This is a genomic window from Actinomadura sp. WMMA1423, from assembly GCF_006547145.1.
Taxonomy (GTDB): domain Bacteria; phylum Actinomycetota; class Actinomycetes; order Streptosporangiales; family Streptosporangiaceae; genus Spirillospora.
In genome coordinates, this window is the sequence record NZ_CP041244.1 from 2,432,098 (window position 1) to 2,458,111 (window position 26,014).

27 protein-coding genes are annotated in these 26,014 nt (G+C 73.5%); 11 read left to right on the forward strand and 16 right to left on the reverse strand.

All coding sequences use genetic code 11. The features are described 5' to 3' along the window. Window positions 1-38: 38 nt before the first annotated feature. From FKD65_RS11235 to FKD65_RS11255, 5 genes are all read left to right on the forward strand, one after another. Window positions 39-878, forward strand: coding sequence for a carbohydrate ABC transporter permease (locus FKD65_RS11235; RefSeq protein ID WP_240810316.1), 840 nt, complete (start codon window positions 39-41; stop codon window positions 876-878). Next, a complete protein-coding gene (locus tag FKD65_RS11240; RefSeq protein ID WP_240810084.1) occupies window positions 875-2,332 on the forward strand; it encodes a glycoside hydrolase family 3 protein in 1,458 nt (485 codons plus the stop codon). The genes FKD65_RS11235 and FKD65_RS11240 overlap by 4 nt, the downstream gene beginning before the upstream one ends. 105 nt (window positions 2,333-2,437) lie before the next feature. Beyond that, window positions 2,438-2,902 carry an Rrf2 family transcriptional regulator gene (locus FKD65_RS11245; RefSeq protein WP_141577398.1) on the forward strand — a complete coding sequence of 155 codons (465 nt, stop codon included), beginning with the start codon at window positions 2,438-2,440 and terminating at the stop codon, window positions 2,900-2,902. Window position 2,903: 1 nt separating this feature from the next. Further along, window positions 2,904-3,707 (forward strand): DNA-formamidopyrimidine glycosylase family protein, encoded by an 804-nt coding sequence (locus tag FKD65_RS11250; RefSeq protein ID WP_141577399.1) that lies wholly within the window; start codon window positions 2,904-2,906, stop codon window positions 3,705-3,707. Window positions 3,708-3,837: 130 nt separating this feature from the next. Beyond that, complete coding sequence (locus FKD65_RS11255; RefSeq protein WP_141577400.1) at window positions 3,838-4,722, forward strand: LysR family transcriptional regulator; 885 nt, start codon at window positions 3,838-3,840, stop codon at window positions 4,720-4,722. On the opposite strand, the gene FKD65_RS11260 is transcribed toward FKD65_RS11255, so the two are convergent. From FKD65_RS11260 to FKD65_RS11280, 5 genes are all read right to left on the reverse strand, one after another. Then, entirely contained in the window at window positions 4,723-5,223 is a 501-nt protein-coding gene (locus FKD65_RS11260) for a hypothetical protein (protein ID WP_141577401.1), read from the reverse strand. A 140-nt stretch (window positions 5,224-5,363) separates the two neighbouring features. Then, complete coding sequence (locus tag FKD65_RS11265) at window positions 5,364-5,831, reverse strand: Dps family protein (protein ID WP_141577402.1); 468 nt, start codon at window positions 5,829-5,831, stop codon at window positions 5,364-5,366. Window positions 5,832-5,959: 128 nt separating this feature from the next. After that, complete coding sequence (locus FKD65_RS11270; protein ID WP_141577403.1) at window positions 5,960-6,313, reverse strand: helix-turn-helix domain-containing protein; 354 nt, start codon at window positions 6,311-6,313, stop codon at window positions 5,960-5,962. A gap of 111 nt (window positions 6,314-6,424) precedes the next feature. Continuing rightward, entirely contained in the window at window positions 6,425-7,720 is a 1,296-nt protein-coding gene (locus FKD65_RS11275; protein ID WP_141577404.1) for a CinA family nicotinamide mononucleotide deamidase-related protein, read from the reverse strand. A gap of 432 nt (window positions 7,721-8,152) precedes the next feature. After that, window positions 8,153-8,665 carry a DUF1990 family protein gene (locus FKD65_RS11280; protein WP_141577405.1) on the reverse strand — a complete coding sequence of 171 codons (513 nt, stop codon included), beginning with the start codon at window positions 8,663-8,665 and terminating at the stop codon, window positions 8,153-8,155. 87 nt (window positions 8,666-8,752) lie between these two features. Here FKD65_RS11280 and FKD65_RS11285 point away from each other — a divergent pair, with 87 nt between their 5' ends. After that, on the forward strand, window positions 8,753-9,538 hold the full coding sequence (locus tag FKD65_RS11285; protein ID WP_168221008.1) for an MOSC domain-containing protein: 786 nt from the start codon (window positions 8,753-8,755) through the stop codon (window positions 9,536-9,538). Between the two features lie 4 nt (window positions 9,539-9,542). On the opposite strand, the gene pgsA is transcribed toward FKD65_RS11285, so the two are convergent. From pgsA to FKD65_RS11325, 8 genes are all read right to left on the reverse strand, one after another. Then, a complete protein-coding gene (gene pgsA / locus FKD65_RS11290; RefSeq protein ID WP_141577406.1) occupies window positions 9,543-10,136 on the reverse strand; it encodes a CDP-diacylglycerol--glycerol-3-phosphate 3-phosphatidyltransferase in 594 nt (197 codons plus the stop codon). Beyond that, complete coding sequence (gene rimO / locus FKD65_RS11295; RefSeq protein ID WP_141577407.1) at window positions 10,133-11,566, reverse strand: 30S ribosomal protein S12 methylthiotransferase RimO; 1,434 nt, start codon at window positions 11,564-11,566, stop codon at window positions 10,133-10,135. Before rimO ends, pgsA begins: the two co-directional genes overlap by 4 nt. 107 nt (window positions 11,567-11,673) lie before the next feature. Further along, window positions 11,674-12,423, reverse strand: a complete 750-nt coding sequence (locus tag FKD65_RS11300; RefSeq protein WP_141577408.1) for a helix-turn-helix domain-containing protein — start codon at window positions 12,421-12,423, stop codon at window positions 11,674-11,676. A 145-nt stretch (window positions 12,424-12,568) separates the two neighbouring features. Beyond that, on the reverse strand, window positions 12,569-15,232 hold the full coding sequence (locus FKD65_RS11305) for a DNA translocase FtsK (RefSeq protein WP_141577409.1): 2,664 nt from the start codon (window positions 15,230-15,232) through the stop codon (window positions 12,569-12,571). A 123-nt stretch (window positions 15,233-15,355) separates the two neighbouring features. Further along, window positions 15,356-17,041 carry a ribonuclease J gene (locus tag FKD65_RS11310; RefSeq protein WP_141577410.1) on the reverse strand — a complete coding sequence of 562 codons (1,686 nt, stop codon included), beginning with the start codon at window positions 17,039-17,041 and terminating at the stop codon, window positions 15,356-15,358. After that, window positions 17,038-17,976 carry a 4-hydroxy-tetrahydrodipicolinate synthase gene (gene dapA, locus FKD65_RS11315; RefSeq protein ID WP_141577411.1) on the reverse strand — a complete coding sequence of 313 codons (939 nt, stop codon included), beginning with the start codon at window positions 17,974-17,976 and terminating at the stop codon, window positions 17,038-17,040. Before dapA ends, FKD65_RS11310 begins: the two co-directional genes overlap by 4 nt. Window positions 17,977-18,131: 155 nt before the next feature. Then, window positions 18,132-18,353, reverse strand: coding sequence for a hypothetical protein (locus FKD65_RS11320; protein WP_141577412.1), 222 nt, complete (start codon window positions 18,351-18,353; stop codon window positions 18,132-18,134). 136 nt (window positions 18,354-18,489) lie between these two features. Then, complete coding sequence (locus FKD65_RS11325; RefSeq protein WP_240810085.1) at window positions 18,490-19,488, reverse strand: hypothetical protein; 999 nt, start codon at window positions 19,486-19,488, stop codon at window positions 18,490-18,492. A 278-nt stretch (window positions 19,489-19,766) separates the two neighbouring features. On the opposite strand from FKD65_RS11325, the gene FKD65_RS44135 reads away from it, so the two are divergent. Next, complete coding sequence (locus FKD65_RS44135; protein ID WP_168221009.1) at window positions 19,767-19,943, forward strand: hypothetical protein; 177 nt, start codon at window positions 19,767-19,769, stop codon at window positions 19,941-19,943. 2 nt (window positions 19,944-19,945) lie between these two features. On the opposite strand, the gene FKD65_RS11330 is transcribed toward FKD65_RS44135, so the two are convergent. Next, window positions 19,946-20,923 carry a DMT family transporter gene (locus FKD65_RS11330; RefSeq protein WP_141577413.1) on the reverse strand — a complete coding sequence of 326 codons (978 nt, stop codon included), beginning with the start codon at window positions 20,921-20,923 and terminating at the stop codon, window positions 19,946-19,948. On the opposite strand from FKD65_RS11330, the gene FKD65_RS11335 reads away from it, so the two are divergent. After that, complete coding sequence (locus FKD65_RS11335; protein ID WP_141577414.1) at window positions 20,922-22,313, forward strand: PLP-dependent aminotransferase family protein; 1,392 nt, start codon at window positions 20,922-20,924, stop codon at window positions 22,311-22,313. The two genes, FKD65_RS11330 and FKD65_RS11335, sit on opposite strands and share 2 nt — an antisense overlap. A 34-nt stretch (window positions 22,314-22,347) precedes the next feature. On the opposite strand, the gene FKD65_RS11340 is transcribed toward FKD65_RS11335, so the two are convergent. Continuing rightward, complete coding sequence (locus FKD65_RS11340) at window positions 22,348-22,701, reverse strand: VOC family protein (RefSeq protein ID WP_141577415.1); 354 nt, start codon at window positions 22,699-22,701, stop codon at window positions 22,348-22,350. Then, a complete protein-coding gene (locus FKD65_RS11345; protein ID WP_141577416.1) occupies window positions 22,698-22,952 on the reverse strand; it encodes a hypothetical protein in 255 nt (84 codons plus the stop codon). Before FKD65_RS11345 ends, FKD65_RS11340 begins: the two co-directional genes overlap by 4 nt. Window positions 22,953-23,057: 105 nt before the next feature. Here FKD65_RS11345 and FKD65_RS11350 point away from each other — a divergent pair, with 105 nt between their 5' ends. From FKD65_RS11350 to FKD65_RS11360, 3 genes are all read left to right on the forward strand, one after another. Further along, window positions 23,058-23,654 (forward strand): CGNR zinc finger domain-containing protein, encoded by a 597-nt coding sequence (locus FKD65_RS11350; protein ID WP_240810086.1) that lies wholly within the window; start codon window positions 23,058-23,060, stop codon window positions 23,652-23,654. 68 nt (window positions 23,655-23,722) lie between these two features. Beyond that, window positions 23,723-24,283 carry a GNAT family N-acetyltransferase gene (locus FKD65_RS11355; RefSeq protein WP_141577417.1) on the forward strand — a complete coding sequence of 187 codons (561 nt, stop codon included), beginning with the start codon at window positions 23,723-23,725 and terminating at the stop codon, window positions 24,281-24,283. Between the two features lie 48 nt (window positions 24,284-24,331). Then, entirely contained in the window at window positions 24,332-25,999 is a 1,668-nt protein-coding gene (locus tag FKD65_RS11360) for an MFS transporter (RefSeq protein ID WP_240810087.1), read from the forward strand. Window positions 26,000-26,014: the final 15 nt, after the last annotated feature.

The following is a 26,014-nucleotide window of genomic DNA, read 5'->3' on the forward strand; positions in this document are numbered from 1 at the left end:
AGTCCGAGCGGCGCCCGGCCGCTCCCCGCCCTCGCTCGATGAGGCGCGTGGCCCGCAAGGTGCTGCTGAACGGGACGGGGCTGCTCGTCTTCGTGATCGCGGTGTTCCCCGTCTTCTGGATGGCCTCCACCGCCTTCAAGCCCAACACCGAGATCTTCAGCACGACGCCGAGGCCGCTGCCGTCCCATCCGACGCTCGAGCACTTCGACCTGGTCCTGAACGGCGGCATCGCCGAGGTCTCCTTCTGGGAGTACTTCCGCAACAGCGCGATCCTGGCGCTCGTCACCGTCCTGGCGTCGGGGCTGCTGTCGCTGATGGCCGCCATCGCCGTCGCCCGCTTCCGGTTCCGCTTCCGCACGACGTTCCTGATCATGCTGCTGGTGGTCCAGATGGTCCCGTGCGAGGCGCTGGTCATCCCCCTGTTCCTCGACCTGAAGCAGCTGGACCTGCTGAACAGCCTGGCCGGCCTCGTCATCGTCTACATCGGCTTCGCCGTGCCGTTCGCGATCTGGATGCTGCGCGGCTTCGTCGCCGCGGTGCCGCGCGAACTGGAGGAGGCCGCCGCCATCGACGGCGCCGGACCCGTCCGGACGTTCTTCCGGGTCCTGCTCCCGCTCGTCGCCCCCGGCCTGGTGGCGACCAGCATCTTCTCCTTCATCACCGCCTGGAACGAGTTCATCTTCGCGTTCACGTTCCTGGACGACCAGACCAAGTACACCCTGCCGATCATGCTGCAGTTCTTCTTCGGCCGCAGCGGCAACGCCTGGGGGCCCATCATGGCAGCGTCCACGCTGCTCACCATTCCCGTCATCGCCTTCTTCCTCGTCGTCCAGCGCCGCATGGTGTCCGGCCTCACCGCCGGGGCGGTGAAGGGGTGACGACCGACGACATCGCGACCACGGCGGAGATCGCCCGGCTCGCCCGCGGCACGCTGCTGCCGTCGTTCCCCGGCGCGACCGCGCCGCGCTGGCTGCTGGACGAGCTGGAGGCGGGACTCGGCGGCGTCACGCTGTTCGCGCTCACCGGCAACGTCCCGAGCCCGGAGTCGCTGGCCGCGCTCACCGCGCAGATGCGCAAGGCCGGCGACCCGTTCGTCACGATCGACGAGGAGGGCGGCGACGTCACCCGGCTCGGCGGCCACGCGACCGGCAGCCCCTACCCGGGCAACGCCGCGCTCGGCGCCGTGGACGACCCGGAGCTGACCCGCCGCATCTACCGCTCGCTCGGGGCCGAGCTCGCCGAGGTGGGCGTCAACTTCAACTTCGCGCCGTCGGTCGACGTCAACACCGCCGACGACAACCCGGTGATCGGCACCCGCTCGTTCGGCTCCGACCCCGCGCTCGTCGCGCGGCACGCCGCCGCCGCCGTCACCGGCACGCAGGAGGCGGGCGTCGCCGCCTGCGCGAAGCACTTCCCCGGCCACGGCGCGACCGTGGAGGACTCCCACCTCTCGGTCCCCCTGGTCGACGCCGACCTGGACCTGCTGGACCGGCGCGAGCTGGTCCCGTTCCGGGCCGCGATCGCGGCCGGCACCCGGGCGGTGATGACCGGGCACCTCAACCTGCCGTCCATCACCCGCGGGGCGCCCGCCACCCTCTCCCAGGAGGCGATCAGCGGTCTGCTCCGCGAGCGGCTCGGCTACGAGGGCGTGATCGTCACCGACGCGCTCGACATGGAGGGCGCGAGCGGCGCGATCGGCATACCGGAGGCGTCCGTGCGGGCCCTCATCGCGGGCGCCGACCTGCTGTGCCTCGGCCCGAAGGAGCACGCCGAGACCGTGGAGGCCACCCTCGCGGCGATCGACGAGGCCGTCCGGACGGGGCGCCTCCCCCTCGCCAGGCTGGCGGCCGCGGCCGAGCGCACCCGCCTGCTCCGGGAGTGGCTGGCCGGGCGCAGCCCCGCCGTCGTCGACCGGTCCGCCGGCCTGGAGGCCGCCCGCCGCGCCCTCCGCCTGACCGGCGCGCCGCCCGCCTGGAACGGGGCGCCCCTGGTCGTGGAGACCGAGTCGACCGGCAACATCGCGGTCGGCCCGACCCCCTGGGGCCTGCACCCGTGGGCGCCCGACGCCGTCCGGGCCGGCGGCGCGGACGGGACGGCGGAGGGTGTCTTGGACCGTGCCAAGGACCGCGGGCTCGTCGTCGTCCTGCGGGACGCGCACCGCCACGCCGGCCAGCGCGCCCTGACCACGGCCCTCCTGGCCGCCCGCCCCGACACCGTCGTCGTGGAGATGGGCCTCCCCGTCTGGCGCCCGGCCTCCGCGACCTACCTGGCCACCTACGGCGCCGCCACAGCCAACGCCCAGGCCGCCGCGGAGTTCCTGGGGTTGTGCTGATCGCCCACGGCGCGTCCGCCGGACAGGGAGCCCGGTTCCGGCGGGCGCGCCGTGTTCACGGGAACCCTTACCCGAGTGGTCCGATCGGCAAGGGATAATGGACGTATGCGATTGTCCGCCCGGGTCGACTACGCGTTGCGTGCCGCCGCCGAGCTGGCGGTCGCCGGGAGTCATCCGGTGACCGCGGTGCAGCTCGCGGAGGCCCAGCAGATTCCGCCCAAATTCCTGGAGAACATCCTCGGACAGCTGCGCCGGTCCGGTCTCGTCCGGAGCCAGCGGGGGCCCGAGGGCGGCTACTGGCTGGCGCGTCCGGCCGAGCGGATCTCGCTGGCCGACATCATCCGCGCCATCGACGGGCCGCTGCTCGGCGTGCGGGGCGAGCGGCCCGAGCACGTGGGGTACGAGGGGCCCGCGCGGTCCCTGCAGGAGGTGTGGATCGCGCTGCGCGCCAGCGAGCGGGCGATCCTGGAGCAGGTCACGCTCGCGCACATCGCCGCCGGGGAGCTGCCGGCGCCCGTCCGGAAGCTGACCGAGGACCCGTCCGCCTGGGAGAGCCCCTCCCTGATCTGAGATGCCCGAAGGCGACGTCGTCTGGCTGACCGCCCGGCGCCTGCGTGAGGCGTTGAAGGGGCGGGTCCTGACGCGCTCGGACTTCCGCGTGCCCCGGTACGCGACGGCCGACCTGCGCGGGCGGACCGTCCTGGACGCGGTCTCGCGCGGCAAGCACCTCCTGGTGCGGGTGGAGGGCGGGCTGACCGTCCACACGCACCTGCTGATGGAGGGGCGCTGGCAGATCCGCAAGGCCGGGCCGCCCCCGCGCGACCACCGGGTGCGGCTGGTGCTGGCGAACGCCGAGTGGCAGGCGGTCGGATCCTCGCTGGGGCTGGTCGAGCTGCTGCGCACCGAGGAGGAGGACGCGGCGGTCGGGCATCTTGGGCCCGACCTCCTCGACCCCGGGTGGGGGCCGGAGCTGGCGGCCGAGGCCGTCGCGCGACTGGAGCAGGAGCCGGAGCGGGCGATCGGCGAGGCGCTGCTCGACCAGACGAGGGTCGCCGGGATCGGCAACGTCTACAAGGCCGAGGTCCTGTTCCTGCGGGGCGTGAACCCGTGGACCGCCGTCGGGAACGTTCCCGACATTCCGGGCCTCGTGCGGCTCTCTCAACGGCTGCTGGAGGCCAACAAGGAGCGGCACGGCCACATCACGACCGGTGAGCTGGGGCGCGGGCGGGAGCACTGGGTGTACGGGCGGGCAGGACGCCCCTGCCGGAGGTGCGGCTCCCTGATCGAGCGAGGGGAGCAGGGGCCTCCCGGCGCGGTGCGGGTGACCTTCTGGTGCCCGCGCTGCCAGCCGGTCGGCGCCCGCCCTGTCCTCTGAGGCTCCAGGGCGGGTCGCCGCCATGACGGGGTCGCCGGATCCTGCGCCCTCGCAGAGATCGTCTGCCGAGGGCCCGTTCCAAGTCAATTCTCGGGTTTTCTTGGTGGCCTCCCAGGTCTAGCTTGGATCCGTGACGCTGGACGACCTACGCGTGTTCGTGGCCGTCTGCGCGGCGGGGAACCTGAGCGCGGTGGCGCGGGACCTGTCGTGCAGCCAGTCGGCCGTCAGCCAGCACGTCAAGCGGCTCGAGCGCGAGACCGGGCTCGTGCTGCTGGAGCGGCGGCCGCGGGGCGTGGTGCCGACCCGTGCGGGGCGCATCCTGCACGCGGCCGCGGCGGAGGGGATCGCGGGGCTGGACGCCGCGCTGCGGCATCTCGACGACCTGCGCCGCGGGGTGGGGGGCACGGTCCGCGTCGCGACCGGGGCGACGACCGTGCGGCACTTCATGGCGGCGGGGGTCGCGGCGTTCCGGGCCCGGCACCCCGAGGCCGCGCTCCAGTTCGAGACAGCCGGGTCGAGCCGCCGCTGCCTGGAGGCGGTCCGCTCGCACACGGCCGATCTCGCGTGGGTGACGATCGGGCCGCCGCTGGAGGGCGTGGAGCAGCGGGCGTCGCGGGATCTGCCGTGGATGCTCGCCGTCCACGCCGGCGATCCGCTCGCCGCGAGGGCGTCGGTCGCGCTGGAGGAACTGGCCGGGATCCGCTGCATCGAACTGCCCGCGCACTCGACGTCCCGCTCCCACCTGGAGACGCATCTGGAACGCCACGGCGTGCGCCTCACGTCCACGACGAGCGTCGCCGACTGGGACACCGCGCTCCTGCTGGCCGAGCTGGACCTCGGCCAGGCGATCCTGCCCGCGCTGCCCGGGTGGGGAACCGGGTCGGGGGACGTGCGGCTGGTGCCGATCCCCGATCTGCCGCCGCTCACCGCCGGCTGGGCCGCGCGCCGTTGGGACGCCCTGAGCCCGCTCGCCGCCGAGTTCGCCGAGACGGTCCTGGAGCACCTGCGGACGTGATCAGCGCACGGTCACCCGGCCGCCGGTGACGGTCAGCCCGACCTGCGGGGCGCCCTCGTCGCAGTGGGGGCCGTTCGGGAACGTGGCCTTCGGCGTGGCGTCGACGCGCTCGTCGACGAACGTCCGGCCCTGCGCGTCGCGCAGCTTGAGCGTCACCTGCACGGGCGCCTTGGGCAGCCCCTGGATGCGCGCGAAGCCCGCCTTGCCCCCGTCAGGGGAGGCGGAGGCGCCGCAGGCGGCGTCGGGGCCGTCGCCGTCGCAGCCGGTCGAGACGGTCTTGGACGTCGGGGTCAGCTCGATCGGGGGTTCCTGGCACGCGCCGTTCCAGCACACCCGCATGGACGCGGACGCCGCGCGGGAGCCGTCGGGGACGGTCAGGCTCACCCCGGGATCCGACCCGATCAACGTGCAGGGGCGGCCCGCGCCCTCGCCTTCGGAGCCGCAGGCGGCCAGGGCGAGCAGCGCGGCGGCGAGCGCCACGGCTCGGGAGATGGAGCGCATACCCCCATGATCACCGCTTTGCCCGGCGGACCACGGCCGAACGCGGAAAAGCCCCGGCCCCGCCGGAGACGGCGGGGCCGGGGCTCATCCTTCGCGTTCGGGCCCTGCCGGAGAGTCCCGGCGGGGTCCCGGACGCTTCGTCAGGTCTGCGCCTGGAACATCCAGTGCTGCTTCTCGAGCTCGGCGGTGATGCTGATGAGCAGATCCTGCGTCACCTGGTCGGGCTCGTCGGTCGCCTCGATGCGCTCCCGGAAGCGCGCGATGATCTGCGCGAGGATGTCGGTGACCGCGGCGACGACCTTGTCGTCGTCGAGGTAGCCGGCCTCCAGCTGCGGGAGCTTCGTGCGGTCGGCGACCGTGCGCACACGGCCGTCGGGGTTGACCCCGATCGCCACGGCCCGCTCGGCCACGTCGTCCTGGCCGCTGCGGGCCAGCGCGACGACCTCGTCGAGGTGCTCGTGGACGACCTTGAAATTGCGTCCGATGAGGTTCCAGTGCGCCTGCTTGGCCACCAGTGCGAGATCGATCAGGTCGACGAGAGCGCCCTGCAGGGCGTCCCCGGCGGCCTTCTGGTCCGACTCGGTGAGCGTGCTCTTAATCGACGCCATGAACAGGCTCCTTCCGCATCGTTACGGTCACCCGCTACAACACGGAAAAATCCCCGTGAATGCCGAGTTCATGCCGTGAGGCCGCGCACACCCGCGGCCCCGGCCAGGGGGCATGAACGCGCCGGCGGTCAGGCGGCGACCATGTCGGCGCGGAATTCGCCGGTGATCTCCTCAGGGGTCTCCGGAATGCTCTCGGCGGAGATCCGCTCGTGCTCCGGCGCACCCGCCATGACGGGCTCGTGCTGCAGCTCGGCGAGGGCGAGCTGATCCGCGACTTCCCTCAGCACGTGCGACAGCGGTACGCCAAGGGCCTTGCAGATAGAGGACAGCAACTCCGAAGAGGCCTCTTTCTGCCCCCGCTCGACCTCGGAGAGGTAGCCGAGTGACACCCGCGCGGCCGCGGACACCTCACGGAGGGTGCGTCCCTGGCGCAGCCGCAGCTGCCGCAGTACGTCACCGAGCAGCTGGCGAAGCAGGACCATCGTCTCGCTCCCTCCCTCAGTTCGGACCATCTGCCGGTTCCACCGTACCCGCCTTGGCGGCGGCGATGGCAGACCGTTGATTTCGTGTTCGCTCGGAACGTAACGCTGTAATCAGCCCCTGTCTTCCCGATGTGCCTGAGCCTCCCCGCTCCCGTCCTCGACGTCAAGCCCGAGCAGGCGGCGTCTCAGCAGCTCAAGCGCGTGCACGACGGTCATGCGCCGGATGACCGCGCGGCTCTCCGGCCCCGTCCCGGGCAGCGGGAGCCTCGGGCTGAGCACCGTCGGAGGATCACCAGGTCCGGCCAAACCGATATAGACCGTTCCCACGGGGCGGCCGTCCTGCGGGTCGGGACCGGCGACTCCCGTCACCGCGAGCCCGTAGGCAGCGCCGAGCGCGTCCCGGACTCCGGCGGCCATCGCGGCGGCCACGTCCGGGTGGACGGCCCCGTGCTCGGCGAGCAGTTCGCCGGGCACGCCGAGCAGTCTCCGCTTCAGATCGGTGGCGTAGGCCACCACGCCGCCCGCGTACGTCGCGGACGACCCGGGCGTCCCGGTCAGCTCGGCGCCGATGAGGCCGCCGGTCAGCGACTCCGCCGTGGCCGCGGTCTCGCCCCGGTCGAGCAGGAGCCGGTGCACGACCAGCCCGAGCGACTCGTCCTCGACCCCGTAGACCGAGGGGCCGAGCAGCTCGCGGACGCGCGACTCCACCCCGGCCAGCCGGGCGGCGGCGTCGTCGCCGGTGACGGTGATGCGCACCTTCACCTCGGCGGGATCGGGCAGGTAGGCGAGCTTCACCCCGTCCATCGCCTCCACCTCGGCGAGGGCGGTCGCGACGACCGACTCCCACAGCCGGGCGGTGCGCAGCGTGCGGCGCGCCACCGCGGGCAGCCCGGCGATCTCCGCCAGCTCCGGCAGCACGGTCTCGTCCATGATCGTGCGCATCTCGAACGGGACGCCCGGCAGCGCGTAGACGACCCCGCCCGGCAGTTCGACGCGCAGGCCGGGCGCCGAGCCGGCGGAGTTGGCCAGCGTCCGCGCGCCCTCGGGGACGTCGGCCATGCGCAGCGCCATCGGCTGGAGCTCGCGGCCCGCCCTGGCCACCCGCTCGCGCAGCCGCCTCTCCAGTGCCGGGTCGCGGACGAGGGCGACGCCCGCCGCCTTGGCGAGCGCGTCGCGGGTCACGTCGTCGTAGGTGGGGCCGAGCCCGCCGGTGGTGATGACCGCGTCGGCCCGGTCGAGCGCGGATTCCACCGCCGCGACGATCACATCGAGCTCGTCGCCGACGACCACGCTCCGGGTGACCTCCACGCCGTGGTCGGCGAGGCGGCGGCCGAGCCAGGCCGCGTTCCCGTTGACGGTGTCGCCGAGGAGCAGCTCGTCCCCGACGGTGAGCAGTTCGACCCGCATCGCGTCCCCATCCGTCCGTTGCGCAAGCGTCCCCGAATCTACCGGCGGGGTCCGACGACGGGCCCGCCGGACCGCCGGTTCACCGGGCGGTCCGGCCGAATGAGGACGCCGCCGCCCGGCGGCCCTTCGCACCGGTCCAAACGGCATAACGCTTTTCCGTCGTCGCGAAATGAGACCGCCGCTCTTTTGTCCGCCGGGCGCGGACGGCGGGACACCGCACGCGGCCGGGGCGCCGCCCGGAGCGCGCATCGTCGCCGGAAGCCACCCCGCCCGTCGGCCGACAACCGAAGGAAGCGCAGGTCACATTGTGAGTCAAAACTCATTCGGCTGATTCGTGCGGGGCGACGCCGGCAGGGATAATCGAATGGCGCGGCACCCCCTTGATCGGGGCCGCGGGGCCACGACCGGGGTGGGCGTGGTCCCGCGGCCCACCTAGGGCCGCGACAGGCGGCGCAGCACGGCGCCGCAGCGGCGGGCGTAGGAGCTCTGGAACATCCTTCCGAACGGGCCCGCCAGCCGCGCGGCCGCCGTCGCCGGGCGGCTGAACGCGGTGACCGTCAGCCACACGTCGCCCTCCTCGTCCAGGTGCACGAGGAACGACTCCTCCCCCGACTCCGGGTGGCCCGGAAGCGTGCCGTACGCCCATCCGGCGTACCGCTCCTCCTCACGCGTCCACACGATGCGGCAGGGGGCCTTCAGGCGCAGGGGCCCGAGGCCCAGCCCGATGACGACGCCCACCCCGGGCGCGGCGCGCGGCGCGGACGCCTCCACGCGGACCGGGAGCGCGCGGTGCATCCAGAACTCCATGACCGCGTCCGCGGCGTTCCGGAACGCCGCGGGCCCCTGCCCGACGAGCATGCGATGCCGCATGTGCCGGTACCCGGGCGGGCGCTCCGCGTCGCGCGTCGCGCCGACCTCGGCGTAGGTGAAATCCTGCGCGCTCATGCCCTCCGGCCTCCAAACTGACGAATCCGCGTCAAGTATCGCCCCTGCCCCTGGCCGTCCGGGGAAGCGGTACGTAACGTCCGTCGCATGATCGCCGTCGTCGCCGGGCTGAACGTCTTCCCGATCAAGAGCGCGGGCGCCGTCCCGCTCGCCGAGGCCGAGCTGACCCCGGACGGGCTGCGCCACGACCGGGAGTTCATGCTCGTCCGGCCCGGCGGGCGGCACCTGTCGCAGCGGGAGGTCCCCGAACTGGCGCTGCTGCGCCCCGCCTTCGACGGCGTGAAGCTGACCGTCCACACCCCCCTCGCGTCCTCGCCCCTGGTGTGCGAGGCGGTGGACGGGCCCGCCCTCGACGTGACCGTCCACCGCCGCCCCTGCCAGGGGATGGACCAGGGCGACGACGCGGCCGGATGGTTCTCCGACGTACTGGGGCTCCCCTGCCGCCTCGTCCGCTTCACCGGGACCCGCCCCACGGTGGCCCGCGACGGGACCCTGAGGTACGCCGACGGCTACCCCGTGTCCGTCCTGTCGGCCGAGTCGCTCGACGACCTGAACCGGCGGGCGGACGCCCCGCTCCCGATGGCGCGCTTCCGTCCCAACATCGTCCTGCGCGGTCTCGGCCCCTACGGCGAGGACGCCGTCACCCGGCTGCGCGGCGCCGGGGCGGAGATCGAGCTGATCAGGCCGTGCGGGCGCTGCGTCATCATCAACACCGACCAGGACACCGCCCGCCGGTCCCCCGGACCGCTGCGCGCCCTCGCCCGCTACCGCACCGAGCGCTTCGCCGGCGTCCGCGAGATCATGTTCGGCAGGCTCGGCGTCCCCCGCGCGCTCGGCGCCCTCCGCGTGGGCGACGAGCTGACCGCGTCCTGAGGGCTCAGGCCGCGTCGCCGGACGGACGCCGCATGCGCCAGGCCTGCACGACGTAGTCGACGCCCGTGACGACCGTGACGACGAGGGCCGCCGCCATCATGGCCCAGCGCAGGTAGTCCAGCGGGCCCGGCAGGATGTAGAGGCCGATGGCGAGGACCTGGAGCATCGTCTTCAGCTTGCCGCCCTTGCTCGCCGGGATCACGCCGCGGCGGATCACGACGAACCGCATCACCGTGATGCCGATCTCGCGGACCATGATGGCGGCGGTCACCCACCACCACAGCTCCCCCATCACCGACAGGCTGACCAGCGCCGCACCGGTGAGCGCCTTGTCGGCGATCGGGTCGGCGATCTTGCCGAAGTCGGTGACCAGGCCGCGCGCCCGGGCGATGTCACCGTCGATCTTGTCGGTGATCGAGGCGACCGCGAACACCGCGAAGGCGGCGAGCCGCATGGCGGTGCCGTCCAGGAAGAACAGCCAGACGAACAGCGGCACCAGCGCGATCCTGAGGAGCGTCAGGGCGTTGGCGATGTTCCAGACGCCGGCCGGCGGCGGGTCCTGCGCGCCCGCGACCGGATCCGGGGTACCGGCGATCATGACACGTCCGCGATGAGGTCCACCCCGTCGCTGCCCACGACCCGGGCCTCCACGATGTCGCCGAGCGCGAGCCCCCCGCCGCGGACGAGGACCGTCCCGTCCACCTCCGGCGCCTGGTGCTCGGCGCGGCCCTCGAAGGCGCCGTCCGCGGCCCCGTCCACCGCCTGCTCGGCCTTGTCCTCCAGCAGGACGCGGATCCGGGAGCCGACGCGGTCCTCCGCGCGCTGGGCGGTCAGCTCCTCGGCGAGGCCGGACAGCTCCTCGACGCGGGCGGCGACGTCGGCGGGGTCGAGCTTGCCGCCCAGGTTCGCGGCCTCCGTGCCGTCCTCGTCGGAGTAGCCGAACACGCCGACGGCGTCGAGCCGGGCCGCCGAGATGAACTCCACGAGCTCCTCGAAGTCGTCCTCGCTCTCGCCTGGGAACCCGACGATGAAGTTGGAGCGCACGCCCGCCTCCGGCGCCAGCGCGCGGATCTGGTCCAGCAGCCCGAGGAACCGCTCCCGGTCGCCGAACCGGCGCATCGAGCGCAGCACCGGGCCGCTCGCGTGCTGGAACGACATGTCGAAGTACGGGGCGACGCCGGGCGTCCCGCAGATCGCCTCGATGAGGCCGGGGCGCGTCTCGGCGGGCTGCAGGTAGCTGACCCGGACCCGCTCGATGCCGTCGACGGCGGCGAGGGCGGGCAGCAGCTTCTCCAGGGCCCGCAGGTCGCCGAGGTCCTTGCCGTAGGACGTGGAGTTCTCGCTGACCAGGACCACCTCGCGGACCCCGTGCCCGGCGAGCCAGCGCGCCTCCTCCAGCACCTCCGCCGGCGGGCGCGAGACGTAGGCGCCGCGGAACGCGGGGATCGCGCAGAACGTGCAGCGCCGGTCGCAGCCGGACGCCAGCTTCAGCGGCGCGACCGGGCCGCCGCCGAGGCGCCGCCGCAGCACCCGCGGTCCGGACGCCGGGGCCACGCCGTCCGGCAGGTCGTCCTGACCGCCGTGGCCCGGGACGGCGACCTGGGAACCGCGCCGCTCGACCGGGCTGATCGGCAGGAGGGTGCGCCGGTCGCGCGGGGTGTGCGCGTCGCGCCTGCGCCCCGCGAGGACGTCGTCGAGGCGCTCCCCGATCGCGGTGTAGTCGTCGAAGCCGATCACCGCGTCGGCCTCGGGCAGCGCCTCGGCCAGCTCGCTGCCGTACCGCTCGGCCATGCACCCCGCGGCGACGACCTTGGCGCCCGAGTCGTGCGCGGCCAGGAGCGTGTCGATCGAGTCCTTCTTGGCGGCCTCGATGAACCCGCAGGTGTTGACGACCACCACGTCGGCGCCGTCCGCGCCGTCCGCAAGGTCCCAGCCCGCGCCCTCCATGCGCGCGGCGAGCTCCTCGGAATCGACCTCGTTGCGGGCGCAGCCGAGCGTGATGAGTGAGACCTTGCGGCGAGTGGACATGCCCCTAAGGTAATGGGCGCCCGCGCCGCCGCGGACCATCGGCCCGCTGCGTCGTCGTGGGAGAATGCCGCGCCGGGCGCGTCCTCAGCGGACCGCCCCGACTCCGGTCACGCCGACTCGGGGTCGCCCCGGTCGAAGGTCAGCCGCTGGACGCCCTTGCCCTTGCCGGGCGACCCGAGGTCCTTGCCGTTGACGGTCAGGTTGACGCTGCCGCCGACGCCGACCACCAGCCGGACCTTCTTCTTGGCGGTGAAGTCCTTCTGGTCGCCCTCGCGGATCATCCCGCTGAACAGCGTCTTGCCCTTGTCGCCCTGGACGTTCAGCCACGTGGTCCGCTTCGCCTCGACCCGCACCTCGACCTTGGTGCGCGGCGCCTCGGCCACCGGCGCGTTGCTCTTCGGCGCGGACGGCGCGGCGGACGGGGTGCGCGGGGCCGGCGTCCCGGCGACCTGCCGCGCGGTGCGCCGCTCGCCGCCGCCGTGCCCGACCACCTGCACGACCCCGTAGATCACCACGAGCGCGAGGGCGAGCGCCATCGCGGCGCTCCAGTTCGGCGACCGGCGCTCGCGGAACGCGACCGGCTGCTCCGGCTCGAACGCCGACACCGCCGAGACGGGCTGCGGGGCGCCGCCGTGCGCGGCGTCGAACTCGGCGACGAGCGGTTCCGGATCGATGCCGATCACGCGCGAGATGCTGCGGATGTGGCCGCGGGCGTAGAAGTTGCCCCCGCATGCGGAGAAGTCGTCGGCCTCCATCGCGCGGACGACGGTCTCGCGTATCCGCGTCTGGAGACTCACCTGTGTCACCGAGAGACCGGCCCGCTGACGCTCCTCCGCCAAGGTCTCACCGATGCTCACGCCGGGCCTCCTCTGAGGAGCATGTGGCCGATTCCGCATGACTGTGGAACCAGTCTAGGAACGGGCGTGCCCGTTCGGCGACAGCCAACACGTTCGAAACAGGGCAAGATTTCGCATCATTCCGCAATGCCCCGGCACCGCGCGGTCAGCCCCCGCCGCGCAGTTCCGCGAGCACCCCCGGAAGATCGTCCGGCTTGGCCAGCACGTCGCGCGCCTTGGAGCCCTCGCTGGGCCCGACGATGTCGCGGCTCTCCATCAGGTCCATCAGCCGCCCGGCCTTGGCGAACCCGACGCGGAGCTTGCGCTGCAGCATCGACGTCGACCCGAACTGGGTGGACACGACCAGCTCGATCGCCTGGACGAGCAGGTCCATGTCGTCGCCGATCTCCTCGTCGATCTCCTTCTTCGGCGCGCCGGCGGCGGCGACGTCCTCCCGGTAGCTCGCCTCCATCTGCCCCTTGCAGTGGTCGACGACGCTGTGGATCTCCTTCTCCGACACGTAGGCGTTCTGGAGGCGCATGGGCTTGCTCGCGCCCATCGGCAGGAACAGCGCGTCGCCCTGCCCGACGAGCTTCTCCGCGCCCGGCTGGTCGAGGATGACGCGGCTGTCGGACAGCGACGAGGTCGCGAACGCCAGCCGCGACGGCACGTTGGCCTTGATGAGGCCGGTGACGACGTCGACCGACGGGCGCTGCGTCGCCAGGACGAGGTGGATCCCCGCGGCGCGGGCGAGCTGGGTGATGCGGACGACCGAGTCCTCGACGTCGCGCGGCGCGACCATCATCAGGTCGGCCAGCTCGTCGACGATGACGAGCATGTAGGGGTAGGGGGTGTAGACCCGCTCGCTGCCGGGCGGCGGGACCAGCTTGCCCGCCTTCACGGCCTTGTTGAAGTCGTCGATGTGCCGGTACCCGGACGCGGCCAGGTCGTCGTAGCGCCGGTCCATCTCCCCGACTACCCATTCGAGGGCCTCGGCGGCCTTCTTCGGGTTGGTGATGATCGGGGTGATGAGGTGTGGGATGCCCTGGTACATCGTCAGCTCGACCCGCTTGGGGTCGACGAGGATCATCCGCACCTCGTCGGGGGTGGCGCGCATCAGGATCGAGGTGATCAGGCCGTTGATGCACGTCGACTTGCCGGCCCCGGTGGCGCCCGCGATGAGGATGTGCGGCATCTTCGCCAGGTTCGCCACGACCGTGCGCCCCTCGACGTCCTTGCCGAGCCCGACGATCATCGGGTGGTGCTCGTTGGTGGCGGCGGGCGAGCGCAGCACGTCGCCGAGGCTGACGATGTCCTTGTCGGTGTTGGGGATCTCCACGCCGATCGCGGACTTGCCGGGGATCGGGGAGATGATGCGCACGTCGGCGCTCTTCACCGCGTAGGCGATGTTCTTGGTCAGCGCGGTGACCTTCTCGACCTTCACCGCCGGGCCGAGCTCGATCTCGTACCGGGTGATCGTCGGGCCGCGCGTGAACCCGGTGACCTGCGCGTCGATGTCGAACTGCTCCAGCACGCCGGTGAGCGCGTTCACCACCGTGTCGTTGGCCTTCGTGCGCGGCTTGGACACGCTGCCGGGCCGCAGCGCCGTCGGGTCGGGCAGGACGTAGATCTCCCCGGAGGACGACAGCGGCAGCTGCTCGGTCCGGCGCGGCGCCGGCGTCGGGTCGCGCACCTCGGGGAGCTCGGCCTCGGTGGGCGCCTCGGCCGCCATGGGGTCGGCGGCCATGGGATCGGCCGCCATGGACTCGCCGGCCACGTGCTCGTCCATCGGCTCGTCGTCGTGGGGCGGGGCCGGGGGCGGGACCTGCGCGCCGAACGGGTCGGGCTCGAACAGCTCGTCGGCGAGGTCGCGGCGGGGGCGGTCGGCCTTCTTCGGCTCGTCCTCCAGCAGCGGCGTGTCGTAGGGCCGGGAGTGCTCGCCGACCTCCAGTTCGCCGTCCTCGGACTTGCCCTTGCGGCGCCGCTTCTTCGGCGCGTCCTCGCCCTCGGCCTTATCGTCGGACGGGCGTTCGGGGCGGTTCTGGAGCGTCGCCATGGCCCACAGGTCGGCCACCCGCTCGGGGACCTTCGCGATCGGCGTCGCGGTGACGACCAGCAGCCCGAACCCGGACAGGAGCAGCAGCAGCGGGACGGCCACCCACCCGCTGAGCGCCGCCTCCAGCGGCGCCGACACCAGCCAGCCGACCACGCCGCCGGACTCGCGCACGCCGTCCATGTCCTTCGCTGGGGACGGGACGCCCGCGGCGATGTGCAGGATGCCGAGGACGCCGACGCCGAGCGCGGTCATGCCGATGACGACGCGGCCGGTGTCCTCGTGGTGCTCGGGGTGGCGCAGCGTCCGCCACGCCAGCAGCGCCAGCAGCACGGGCAGGGCCATCGCCAGGATGCCGAGGCCGCCGCGGGCGACCTTCTCCAGCGCGATGGTGACGACGCCGTCGGGCCGGAACCAGGTCACCGAGGCCAGCACGATGGAGGAGCCGAGCAGCGCCAGCCCGAGGCCGTCGCGGCGGTGCTCGGGGTCGAGGCTGCGGGCGCCGTTGCCGTAGGCGCGGAACACCGACCCGACCGCGACCGCCGCGAGCAGGTACAGCCTGAACAGGAGCTTGAAGAACCCGAGCACCGCCTGGGAGAACGGGTCGGGCTTCTGGGGAGGGCGTCCGCGGCCTGAGCCGCGGCTCCCCCTGGAGCTACCGCTCCCCTTGGAGGTACCGCTGGGTCGCTTCCGGGGGGACGAACCTGCGGGCTTGCGAGCCGCCGTGCCCCCCGCACGCGAGGAGGGTTTCGCGCCTCCGGACGCACGTGTGGCCATGGTTATGAGAGTAACCAAGGACCTTCGCGGTTCCGGGGATGGCGGGCGGGCGTGTCGAGCGGACGGCCGCGGCCGCCGGCCCCGGGTCGGGGCCGGTCCGCGGCCGTCCGCTCGGCGGCGCCGCTAGACCTCGACGACCACCGGGATGATCATCGGGCGGCGGCGGTAGTTCTCGCTCACCCACTTGCCGACGGTGCGCCGGATGAGCTGGCTCATCTGGTGCACGTCGTTCACGCCGTCGCCGGCCGCGTCCCGCAGGACGCCCTCGATCCGCGCGATGACCTCGTCGAAGTCCTCGTTGACGATGCCGGCGCCGCGGGCGTGCACCTCGGGCCCGGCGACGAGCTTGCCGGAGGTGGAGTCGATGCCGATGACGATGGAGACGAACCCCTCCTCGCCGAGGATGCGCCGGTCCTTCAGGGAGGTCTCGGTGACCTCGCCGACCGAGAGGCCGTCGACGTACACGTACCCGGCGGGGACCGCACCGACGATCTTGGCCTGGCCGTCCACGAGGTCGACGACGACGCCGTCCTCTGCGATGACGATGCCGTCCTCCGGCACGCCGGTGAGCGCGGCGAGCTTGGCGTGGGCGCGCAGGTGCCGCCACTCGCCGTGGATCGGCATGAAGTTCGCCGGCTTGGTCATGTTGAGCACGTACAGCAGCTCGCCGGCCGAGGCGTGCCCGGACACGTGCACGAGCGCGTTGCCCTTGTGGACGATGCGGGCGCCCCACCGGGTGAGGCCGTTGATGACGCGGTTGACCGCGTTCTCGTTGCCCGGGATCAGCGACGAGGCCAGCATCACGGTGTCGCGCTCGGTGATGCGGATCGAGTGGTCGCGGTTGGCCATCCGCGACAGCGCCGACATCGGCTCGCCCTGCGACCCTGTGCACACCAGCACGAGCCGGTCGCCGGGGATGTCGTCGATCACCTTCTGCTCGACCATGATCACGTCGGGGACGTTCAGGTACCCGAGTTCGCGCGCGACGCCCATGTTGCGGACCATGGACCGCCCGACGAAGCAGACCTTGCGGCCGTTGGCGACGGCGGCGTCCAGGACCTGCTGGACGCGGTGGATGTGCGAGGCGAAGCAGGCGACGATGAGCCGCCCCTGCGCGGTGCGGAACACCTCGTCCACGACCGGCCCGATGTTGCGCTCGCTGGTGACGAAGCCGGGGACCTCGGCGTTCGTCGAGTCCGACATCAGCAGGTCGATGCCCTCGGCGCCGAGCCGGGCGAACCCGGGCAGGTCGGTGAGCCGGCCGTCCAGCGGGAGCTGGTCCATCTTGAAGTCGCCGGTGTGCAGGACGAGCCCGGCGGGCGTGCGCACGGCGACGGCGAGGGCGTCGGGGATGGAGTGGTTGACGGCGAGGAACTCGCAGTCGAACGGCCCGAACGAGCGGCGCTCCCCCTCCGCGACCACGTGGGTCACCGGCTTGATGCGGTGCTCGGTGAGCTTGGCCTCCAGCAGCGCCAGCGACAGCCGCGAGCCGACCAGCGGGATGTCGCGGCGCTCGCGCAGCAGGTACGGGACGGCGCCGATGTGGTCCTCGTGGCCGTGCGTGACGATGACGGCCTCGATGTCGTCGAGCCTGTCCCTGATGTACTCGAAGTCGGGCAGTATCAGGTCGACGCCGGGCTGCTCGGTCTCGGGGAAGAGAACGCCGCAGTCGACGATGAGCAGGCGACCGCCGTACTCGAACACCGTCATGTTGCGGCCGATCTCCCCGAGCCCGCCCAGCGCGACGATCCGCAGGCCTCCCTTGGGCTGCGTGGGCGGTTCCGACAGATCCGGGTGAGGATGGCTCACCGGGCGACCTCCGGGATGACTACCTCCGGCACTTTGACTCCCCCTATCGTGAGGTCTTCGCGCAGGCGCACCGCGAACTCGGGCGGGGCCTCCACCAGCGGCGCGCGAAGCGGGCCGCCTCCGGGGAGGCCGAGCAGGTTCAGCGCTGCCTTGACGGCGATGGCGCCCTGCGTACGGGTCATGATGGCGGCGACCACGGGAAGCAGCCGCCGGTGGATCTCCAGCGCCCGCCCGTGCTCACCGGCTCGGTAGGCGTCGATCATCTCATGGAGTTCGACGCCGACCACATGGCCGACCACGCTGACGAACCCCGCCGCCCCGACCGACAGCCACGGCAGGTTGAGGTTGTCGTCGCCGGAGTACCAGACGAGGTCGGTCTCGGCCATCACCATGGACGCGCCGAACAGGTCGCCCTTGGCGTCCTTGACGGCCACGATCCGCGGGTGCTCGGCGAGCTGCAGGAGCGTGTCGGTCTGGATCGGCACGCCGGCGCGCCCCGGGATGTCGTACAGCATGTTGGGCAGCGCCGTCGCGTCGGCCACCGCCGTGAAGTGGCGGACGAGGCCCTCCTGCGGCGGCTTGTTGTAGTACGGCGTGACCACGAGCAGGCCGTGCGCGCCCGCCTCCTCGGCCTGGCGCGCGAGTTTCAGGCTGTGCTCGGTGTGGTTGGTCCCGGCACCGGCGACGATCACGGCGCGGTCGCCGACCGCCTCGATGACCGCGCGGAGGAGCTCGCTCTTCTCTTCGTCGCTCGTCGTGGGCGACTCGCCCGTCGTCCCGTTGACGACGAGGCCGTCATGGCGCCGCTCGTCGACCAGGTGGGTCGCGAGGCGCGCGGCGCCGTCGTAGTCGACGCCGCCGTCGGGCAGGAACGGGGTGACCATGGCGGTCAGCATCCGTCCGAACGGAGCGTCAGTGGATGTGCTGGGTGCCATGCAACGAACGGTACCGTTACGGCCCATCCACTTGGACCCGCAGGTCGAAGCGGAACGGGAGAAAACGGAAGGAAGCCGCCGCCACACGCTCGGGGGTACGCGTGGCGGCGGCTCCCACAACGCACATCGTGGCACGCAAATGCCGCGTTACGGGGTCAGTCCGGCCACGTCCCGGACTCGGTTGGATAACGTGACCCATCGGTCATCTCATGGAGTCGGATTCGGAGCTCTTCGGCGTCGGAGGTGCGCACGAGATCGTTCCCGCGGACGGCCCACCATCGGCCGGACCCGCCCCGGCCGATCCGCCAGTCGGCGAACTCGGCCGCCAGTTCGCCGAGCCGGTCGGCGTCGTACCGCGCGGACTGCTGAGTGCCCATCGGCGTCCCACTTCCTTTGCCATCCGCCAGTCGAGGCTTGACCTTCCGCACCGTCCACTACCCCCGGGTGTGTCCGGATATCCACCCCTTTTTACCTGCGGATACGCGAGTTTCGGAACGTGACAGCGCGGGTTTCTCAGCCGCCAAAACTTCCTGTCGCGCGGGGTAGCCAGGTTGCGCGGTAACGCGACCATTCGGCGGGGTCCGTGGTCCAGTCCGCGTACACCCCGACCCCGTACGGACGCTCGGGCGGACGGTCCAGGTCGTCGATCCCCCGCCGGACGCCGCGCAGCGCGACGGCCAGGTCCTCCGCCCATCCCGCGACGGGCGGACGGTAGGTGGGGACGCCGATGAAGACCGTCGTGCGGTCGCCGATGAGCTCCAGCGTCGCGCGGGTGTGCCGGGCGTAGTGCCAGCCGGCGAGGGCGCGCGTGGGCAGCGACACGTCGTAGGTCATGATCGCGACCTGGTCGGAGCGGTCGGCGACCGCGCGCAGGAACTCCTCCGTCGGACGGGGCGGGTAGTGGACCTTCCCCGTGCGCGGGACGAGCGCCTTGTAGACCGGCTGGGCGGCGTCCACCAGCGCCGGCTGCTCGAGCGCCACCGACAGCAGCCGCCCCTTCGACCGGGTCAGCTCGCGGGTGGCGTCCATGAGCGCGAGGAAGGCGCGGTCGTCGGGGTAGATCGGCTCGAAGTCGTAGTGGATGCCGTCGAAGCCCAGGTCGAGGAGGGCCGCGTCCGTTCCGAGCACCCGGGCCCGCACGGCGGGGTCGTCGAGGTCGATGACGCCCTTGCCCTCCACCATCCGGATCTGCCCCAGGTACGCCTGCGCGCGGACGCCCGGCGCGTACTCGCGCACGGCGGCGATGAGCTGCCGCGCGTAGCGGTACTTGGACTCGGGGACGGTGCCGTCCGCCTCGAACGGACCCGTGTGGAAGAAGACGTCGGTGATGCGGTTCTCCGTCAGCAGCCTTCCGAGCGCCCGGTACTCGGCGTCGCTGTGGGGCTCCCCCACCCACTGGTGCCGCGCCCACAGCGCGTTGGCCTCGGTGCCGCGCGCCTCGGGGTCGTCCTGCCACCACACCCAGGCCCCGGCGGGCACCAGCGCGGCGAGCCCGAGCATGTAGGCCGCCAACCAACCCAGAATCCGTCCGACCCGCCCCAAAACCCGCATCGCGCAATCATGGCGGATGAGCCGGGCGCCGGGCGCGCCGCCGCCCCAGCGGCGCCCCAGCCGCGTCCCACGGCCCGCCCATAAAACGATCATGGTTGGGACGTGTTCGCGCGCCGCGCGCGGCAGCGGTTGACAACGGGGGAACCTTGTATTCACGAGGCGGCTCGTGGTGTCGGCCCGTTGGTCTCGATGGGGAGCCGCCCGGTCCTTACCGTCCACACGGATGGAGGTCAACCGGCATGCGAGTCCCACCGAGGCAGGGCGATCCCCGCCCCCTGATCAGCACGCGGGCCCTCGTGATCGTCCTCGTGGCGGTCGGCGCCGCCGCGCTCGCCGCCGCCGCCCCGGATCTGGCGATCCCGATCGGGGTGGGCGTGGCGGTCATCACGCTCCTGGCCCAGATAGTCAAGGACTGACCTCACCCGCGCCGCGCGCGGCGGGCGGGCATCGCGACCGCCCGGTCCTGCGCGGCGCCCGGCAGGGTGCGCCGGACGCGGGCGCGCTGGGTGAGGGCCACGCAGATCAGCACCGCCACGGCCGCGAGCGCGGTCGTGGCGTCGATCCGTTCGCCGAGGAGGACACCCGACCACAGCAGGGTGAGCATGGGCTGGGTCAGCTGGATCTGGCTGGCGCGGGCGATCCCCGCCCGCGCCAGTCCCTCGTACCAGGCGAAGAAGCCGAGGTAGGCGGAGAAGACGGACACGTAGCCGAAGCCGAGCACGGCGTGCGCCGTCCAGGACGGGTGGGTCGTGGCGAGCAGCCACCCGGTGACCGGGACGGTGACGGGGGCCGCCAGGACGAGCGCCCAGGAGATGACGCGCCAGCCCGGCATGTCACGGGCGAGGCGCGCCCCCTCGGCGTAGCCGGCCGCGCAGGTGAGCAGCGCGGTGAACAGCAGCAGGTCGGCGGGGGTGACGCGGCCCGCCCCGCGTACCAGCGCGAAACCGGTGACGCAGATCGCGCCGGCCGCGCTCGCCAGCCAGAAGGCCCGGGACGGGCGCTCGCCCGCGCGCAGGACCCCGAGCACGGCGGTGGCGGCGGGCAGCAGCCCGACGACGACGGCCGAGTGGCCGGCGGACGCGCCGTGGTCGAGCGCGAGGGTGGAGAACAGCGGGAACCCGAAGACCACTCCGGCGACGACGACCGCGAAGCTCGCCCACTGCCCGCGGCGCGGAGGGCGCGCCCGGACCGATAGCAGTGCGGCGGCGGCCAGGACGCTCGCCGCGGCGTTGCGGCCGACTCCGATCAGGTACGGGTCGAGCCCCTCGAGCCCGAAGGCCGTCGTCGGTAGGGTGAGGGAGAAGGTCAGGACGCCGAGTGCCGCAAGCCCCAGACCCGCGCCGGGGGCGATGCCCGCTATCGGCGCGGACGCAGTAGCGCTATCTTTGATCCTCATGAATGACGATAGCAGTGTGGGGGCGCTGGCCGGCATGCTGCGTGCGGAGGTCCGCCGGATGAGTCCCGGGGAGCGCCTCCCGTCGAGCCGGGCGCTGGTCGACCGGCACCGCGTCAGCCCGGTCACGGTGTCGCGGGCGCTCGGGCTGCTGGCCGCCGAGGGGCTGGTGGTGACGCGGCCCGGCAGCGGCGCGTTCGCCGCGCCGCGGGCCGAGGCCGGCGGGGAACCGGCCGACCTCGACTGGCAGGCGGTGACGCTCGGCGACCGGTCGGTGGACGCGTCCGGGGTCTCGTGGCTGCTCACCCCGGCGCCGGACGGCACGGCGACGCTCAGCGGCGGCTACCTGCACCCGACGCTCCAGCCGGTGCGGGCGCTCGCGACGGCGGCGGCGCGGGCGGCCCGCCGGCCGGACGCGTGGGAGATGCCGCGGCTCGGCGGCGTGCCGGAGCTGCGCGCCTGGTTCGCCCGCACGGTCGGCGGCGGCGTCTCCCCCGCCGACGTGCTGATCACGAGCGGCGGCCAGCAGTCGCTGACGACCGTGCTGCGGGCGCTGCTCCCGCCGGGCGCCCCGCTGCTGGTCGAGTCGCCGACGTACCTGGGCGTCCTCGCGGTGGCGCGGGCGAGCGGGCTGCATCCGGTGCCCGTGCCGGTGGACGCCGGCGGCGTCCGTCCCGACCTGCTCGCCGAGGCGTTCGCGATGAGCGGGGCGCGCGCGTTCTACACCCAGCCCGCCTTCCACAACCCGACCGGCACGGTGCTCGCGGCCGAGCGGCGCGAGCGGGTCCTGGACGCGGCGCGCGCGGCGGGCGCGTTCGTGGTGGAGGACGACTACGCGCGGTACCTCGGCATCGAGGCGCCCCCGCCGCCGCTGATCACGCAGGACACCGGCGGCCGGGTCGTGCACATCGCCTCGCTCACCAAGGCGACCGCGCCCAGCCTGCGGGTGGCCGCGGTGATCGCCCGGGGCCCGGTCGCCGAGCGGATCCGCGCGACCCAGCTCGTCGAGGAGTTCTTCCCCGCCAGGCCGCTGCAGGAGACGCTGCTGGAGCTGGTCAGCTCGCCGGGCTGGCCGCGGCACCTGCGGAGCGTCCGGGCCGCCCTGCGGTCGCGCCGGGACGCCCTCCTCACCGCGTTCGCCCGCGACCTGCCGGAGCTGCGGATCGACCGGCCGGCAGGCGGCCTGCACCTGTGGGCCCGGCTGCCGGACGGCGTGGACGACACCGCGCTGGCCGAGGCCGCGCTGCGCGCGGGCGTCCTGGTCAGCGCCGGGCGGCCGTTCTTCCCCGCCGAGGCCCCCGCTCCGCACCTGCGGATCAGCTACGCCACGGCGGCCTCGGAGGCGGAGCTCGCCGAGGGCGTGCGCCGCCTCGCCGCCGTCCTGCGGTCCTGAGGCGGGTCCGCGGGACTTGAGCGGGCGCCGCCGGTCAGGAGGCGGTGCAGAGGCAGAACTCGTTGCCTTCGGGGTCGCGCCAGACGCGGAACGGGTGCGCCGGCTTCCCCATGGGCCCGGCCGCCGGGGTCGCGCCGAGCGCCGCCGCCCGCTCGCCGGCGAGGTGGATGTCCGGGACGTCCAGGTCCAGGTGGAGCCGGTTCTTGGCCTTCTTCTCGTCGGGGACGCGCTGGAACGACAGGATCGGGCCGCCCGCCCCGAGCGGCTCCAGGTCGAGCCAGTCGGCGCTCGCCGCCGTCGTCTTCATGCCGAGGAGACCGCCCCAGAAGGCGGCCATGGCCTCCAGGTCGAGGCAGTCGATGACGATGTTGCCGACCTTCGGGGTCATCGCGCACTCCCGGCCGTCCGAGCGGAGTGCGCAGCGGCGCGGGCGCAGTACGGGGCGGGCGGCGTGCGCCGCACCAGGACCAGCCCGCCGACCCTCTCGCGGAGCCGGGCCCGCCTCCGCGCGGCGCGCTCGTCCGCCCGGGCGCGGGCGACGAGCCTCGCCTCGACGATGTCGGCGTGCAGGCGGGCGTACTCGCGCTCGGCCCAGTCGTGGCGCGTCGCGAGCACCCCGAAGTACGGCAGCTCGTTCATGTCGTCCCCTCGTTCGTTGACACCACCTAAACCGTAATGCCGGTGTCTCCCCTCGCGCAACCAGTGAACGCTTTATGCCGGTGTCGAGGCTTGGTAGAGTTCCCCGTGGACGAGCAGGAGGGCGAGATGGGCGGCACTCACACGGGCGATGACCCCGCGCCGCCGCCGACCGGTCCCGCGGAGCTGCTGATCGACTTCGTCAACACGCTCGACGTCGAATCGGCCGAGGACGAGATCGCGACGCCCGCCGGGCTGGCCGGCTGGCTGGCCGGACGCGGGCTCGCCCCGGCCGGCGCCCCGTCCGGGGAGGCCGACCTCGGCACCGCCGTCGCGCTTCGCGAGGGCCTCCGCGAGGCCATGGCCGCCCACCACGGGCCGCACGACGCCGAGCTACCCGACGATCTCGAGGACGCCCTCGCCGCGCTGCCGCTGCGCGTCGTCCTGACCGGCCCGCGTCCCGCGCTCGTCCCGCTCGACGCGCCCGGCACCGCCGCCGGCGGCCTGGCCCGGATCGCCGCCTCGATCATGGACTCGGTCGCGGCCGGGACCTGGCCGCGCCTGAAGACCTGCCAGGTCGACGACTGCCGCTGGGCGTTCCTCGACACCTCCAAGAACCGCTCCCGCACCTGGTGCTCGATGAAGGTCTGCGGCAACCGCGCCAAGACCCGCGCCTACCGGGCACGGCGGCGCGCTCCCGGGTAGCCGGCGCTCGCTAGGGTGGACCGGGAGTCCGGCGGACGCCGTACTCCGGCGAGAGGACGTGTGGCGGCATGGCGGATGTGGGGGTGCGGCCCGCGCGGCGCGCGGACGCGGCAGCCGTCGCCGCCGTCCAGGTGCGGGCGTGGCGGCACGGGTACCGCGACCTGCTGCCGGCGGACGTCCTGAGCGAGGTGACCGGCGACGCCGCCGTGGAGCGCTGGCGGGACAAGTGGGCCGAGGCGGCGACGGCGCCGCCGACCCCCCGGCACCGGCTGCTGGTCGCCGTGGCATCCGACCTGGTCGTGGGGTTCGCCGCGCACGGCCCCGCCGAGGACGCCGACCTCGACTCATCCGGCACCGCCGAGCTGATCACCCTGCTGGTCGACCCGCCGCACACGCGCGCCGGGCACGGCAGCCGCCTGCTCGCCGCCACCGTGGACCTGCTCCGCGAGGACGGATTCGCCACCCTGGTCTCCTGGACGTTCGAGGGCGACGAGGCGACGCGCTCGTTCCTCGGATCGGCCGGGTGGGCCCCCGACGGGACGGCCCGCACGCTCGACATGGGCGAGCCCGTCCGGCAGATCCGCCTGCACACCGACATCAGCACCCCGGAGGCGGGGCCCGCCGCCTAGCAAGGGGGCGGTGAGACGCACCGGCGGCACGGCCATATCTTTGAGGTCGTGCCCGAGTCCACCTCCCTGACGCCGCCTCGTGCCTCCGCACCGGCGCCCTCCGGCCGGCATCGCCGGCTCGGCCTGGTCGTCATGAGCCTCGGCGTCTCGCTGGTCGTGGTGGACGCCACGATCCTGGGCGTGCTGCTGCCCCGGATCGTGGCCGACCTGGGCCTTTCGACGTCCGAGGCCGAGTGGGCGACCTCGGTCTACTCGCTGGTGTTCGCCGCGCTGCTCATCCCGTTCGGACGGGCGGGCGACCTGGTCGGGCGGCGCCGCATGCTGGTGCTCGGCGTGACGCTGTTCGCGGCGGCGAGCCTCGGCGCCGCGCTGGCCCCCGGCGCCTCGGTCCTCATCGGCGCGCGGGCGCTGCAGGGCGTCGGCGCGTCCATGATCATGCCGGCGACGCTGTCCACCCTGAACGCCGTGTTCACCGGGCGGGACCGGGCCGCCGCCTTCGGCGTCTGGGGCTCGATGATCAGCGGGATGGCCGCGCTCGGGCCGCTCGCGGGCGGCGCCCTGGCCACCGGCGGCGGCTGGCGGTGGGCGTTCGGGATCAACCTGCCGCTCGGCGCCGGCCTGGTCGCCGGGGCGCTGCGGTACCTGCCCGAGACGCGCTCGCCCTCGCCGGGCGGCGCGCGGCGCGAGATCGACTGGGTCGGCGGCGTGCTGGCCGCCCTCGGCCTCGGCGCGCTGGTCTGGGGGGTCATCGAGGGGCAGACGTACGGCTGGTGGGCCCCGACCCGCCCGTTCGGCGTCGGCGGGTTCGACTGGCCGGAGTCGGGCCTGTCGCCCGTCCCGGCGGTGCTGGCGCTCGGCGGCGTGCTGGTCGCGGCACTGGTCGTCGTGGAGCGGGCCCGGGCGGCGGCGGGCCGGCCGGTGATGCTCGACCTCGCCCTGTTCCGCATCCCGAACTTCCGGCGCGGGAACCTGACCTCGGCGCTGATCAACGTCGGCGAGCTCGGGCTGCTGTTCGTCCTGCCACTGTTCCTGATGGGCGTGCACGGCACCGACCCGCTGCAGATCAGCCTGGCGATCCTGCCGCTGGCCGTCGGCGCCTTCCTGTCCGGCGGGTACGCGGGCAGGCTCGCGAACAGGCGCGGCGCCCACCGCGTCGTGCAGATCGGCATGGCGCTGGAGGTCGCCGCCGTCGTCGCGCTGGCCCTCACCCTCTCCGCGACGACGGGCGGGCTCGGGCTCGCCCCGTGGATGCTGCTGTACGGGCTGGGCCTCGGGCTGACGTCGGCGCAGCTCGCCAACGTCTCGCTGGCGGACGTCCCGGCCTCGCAGTCGGGCCAGGCGTCCGGGACCCAGTCGACGGCCCGGCAGATCGGCGCGGCGCTCGGCATCGCCGCGATCGGGACGGTGTTCGCGACCAGCCTCGGGCACGCGATGACCGACCGGCTGGCGGGCTCGTCGCTGGCCCCGGAGCAGCGGGCGGCGGTCGCCCGCGAGCTGCGCGACAGCGCCGGGACGTACGGGCGCGAACTGCACGCGAACCCGGGGACGGCCGCCGAAGCGCACGCCGCGGACGCCAGCCTGGCCGTCGCGGCCAGGAACGCGGCCCTGGCCACCGCGGCGATCCTCGCGCTCGGGCTCGGGTCCGCGCTGCGGCTGCGCCCGAGCATTGATGATCATCGGGAAGAATCGAAGCACCAGTCCCCCCTGTCGTCCTAGAGAACAAGCGGTAAC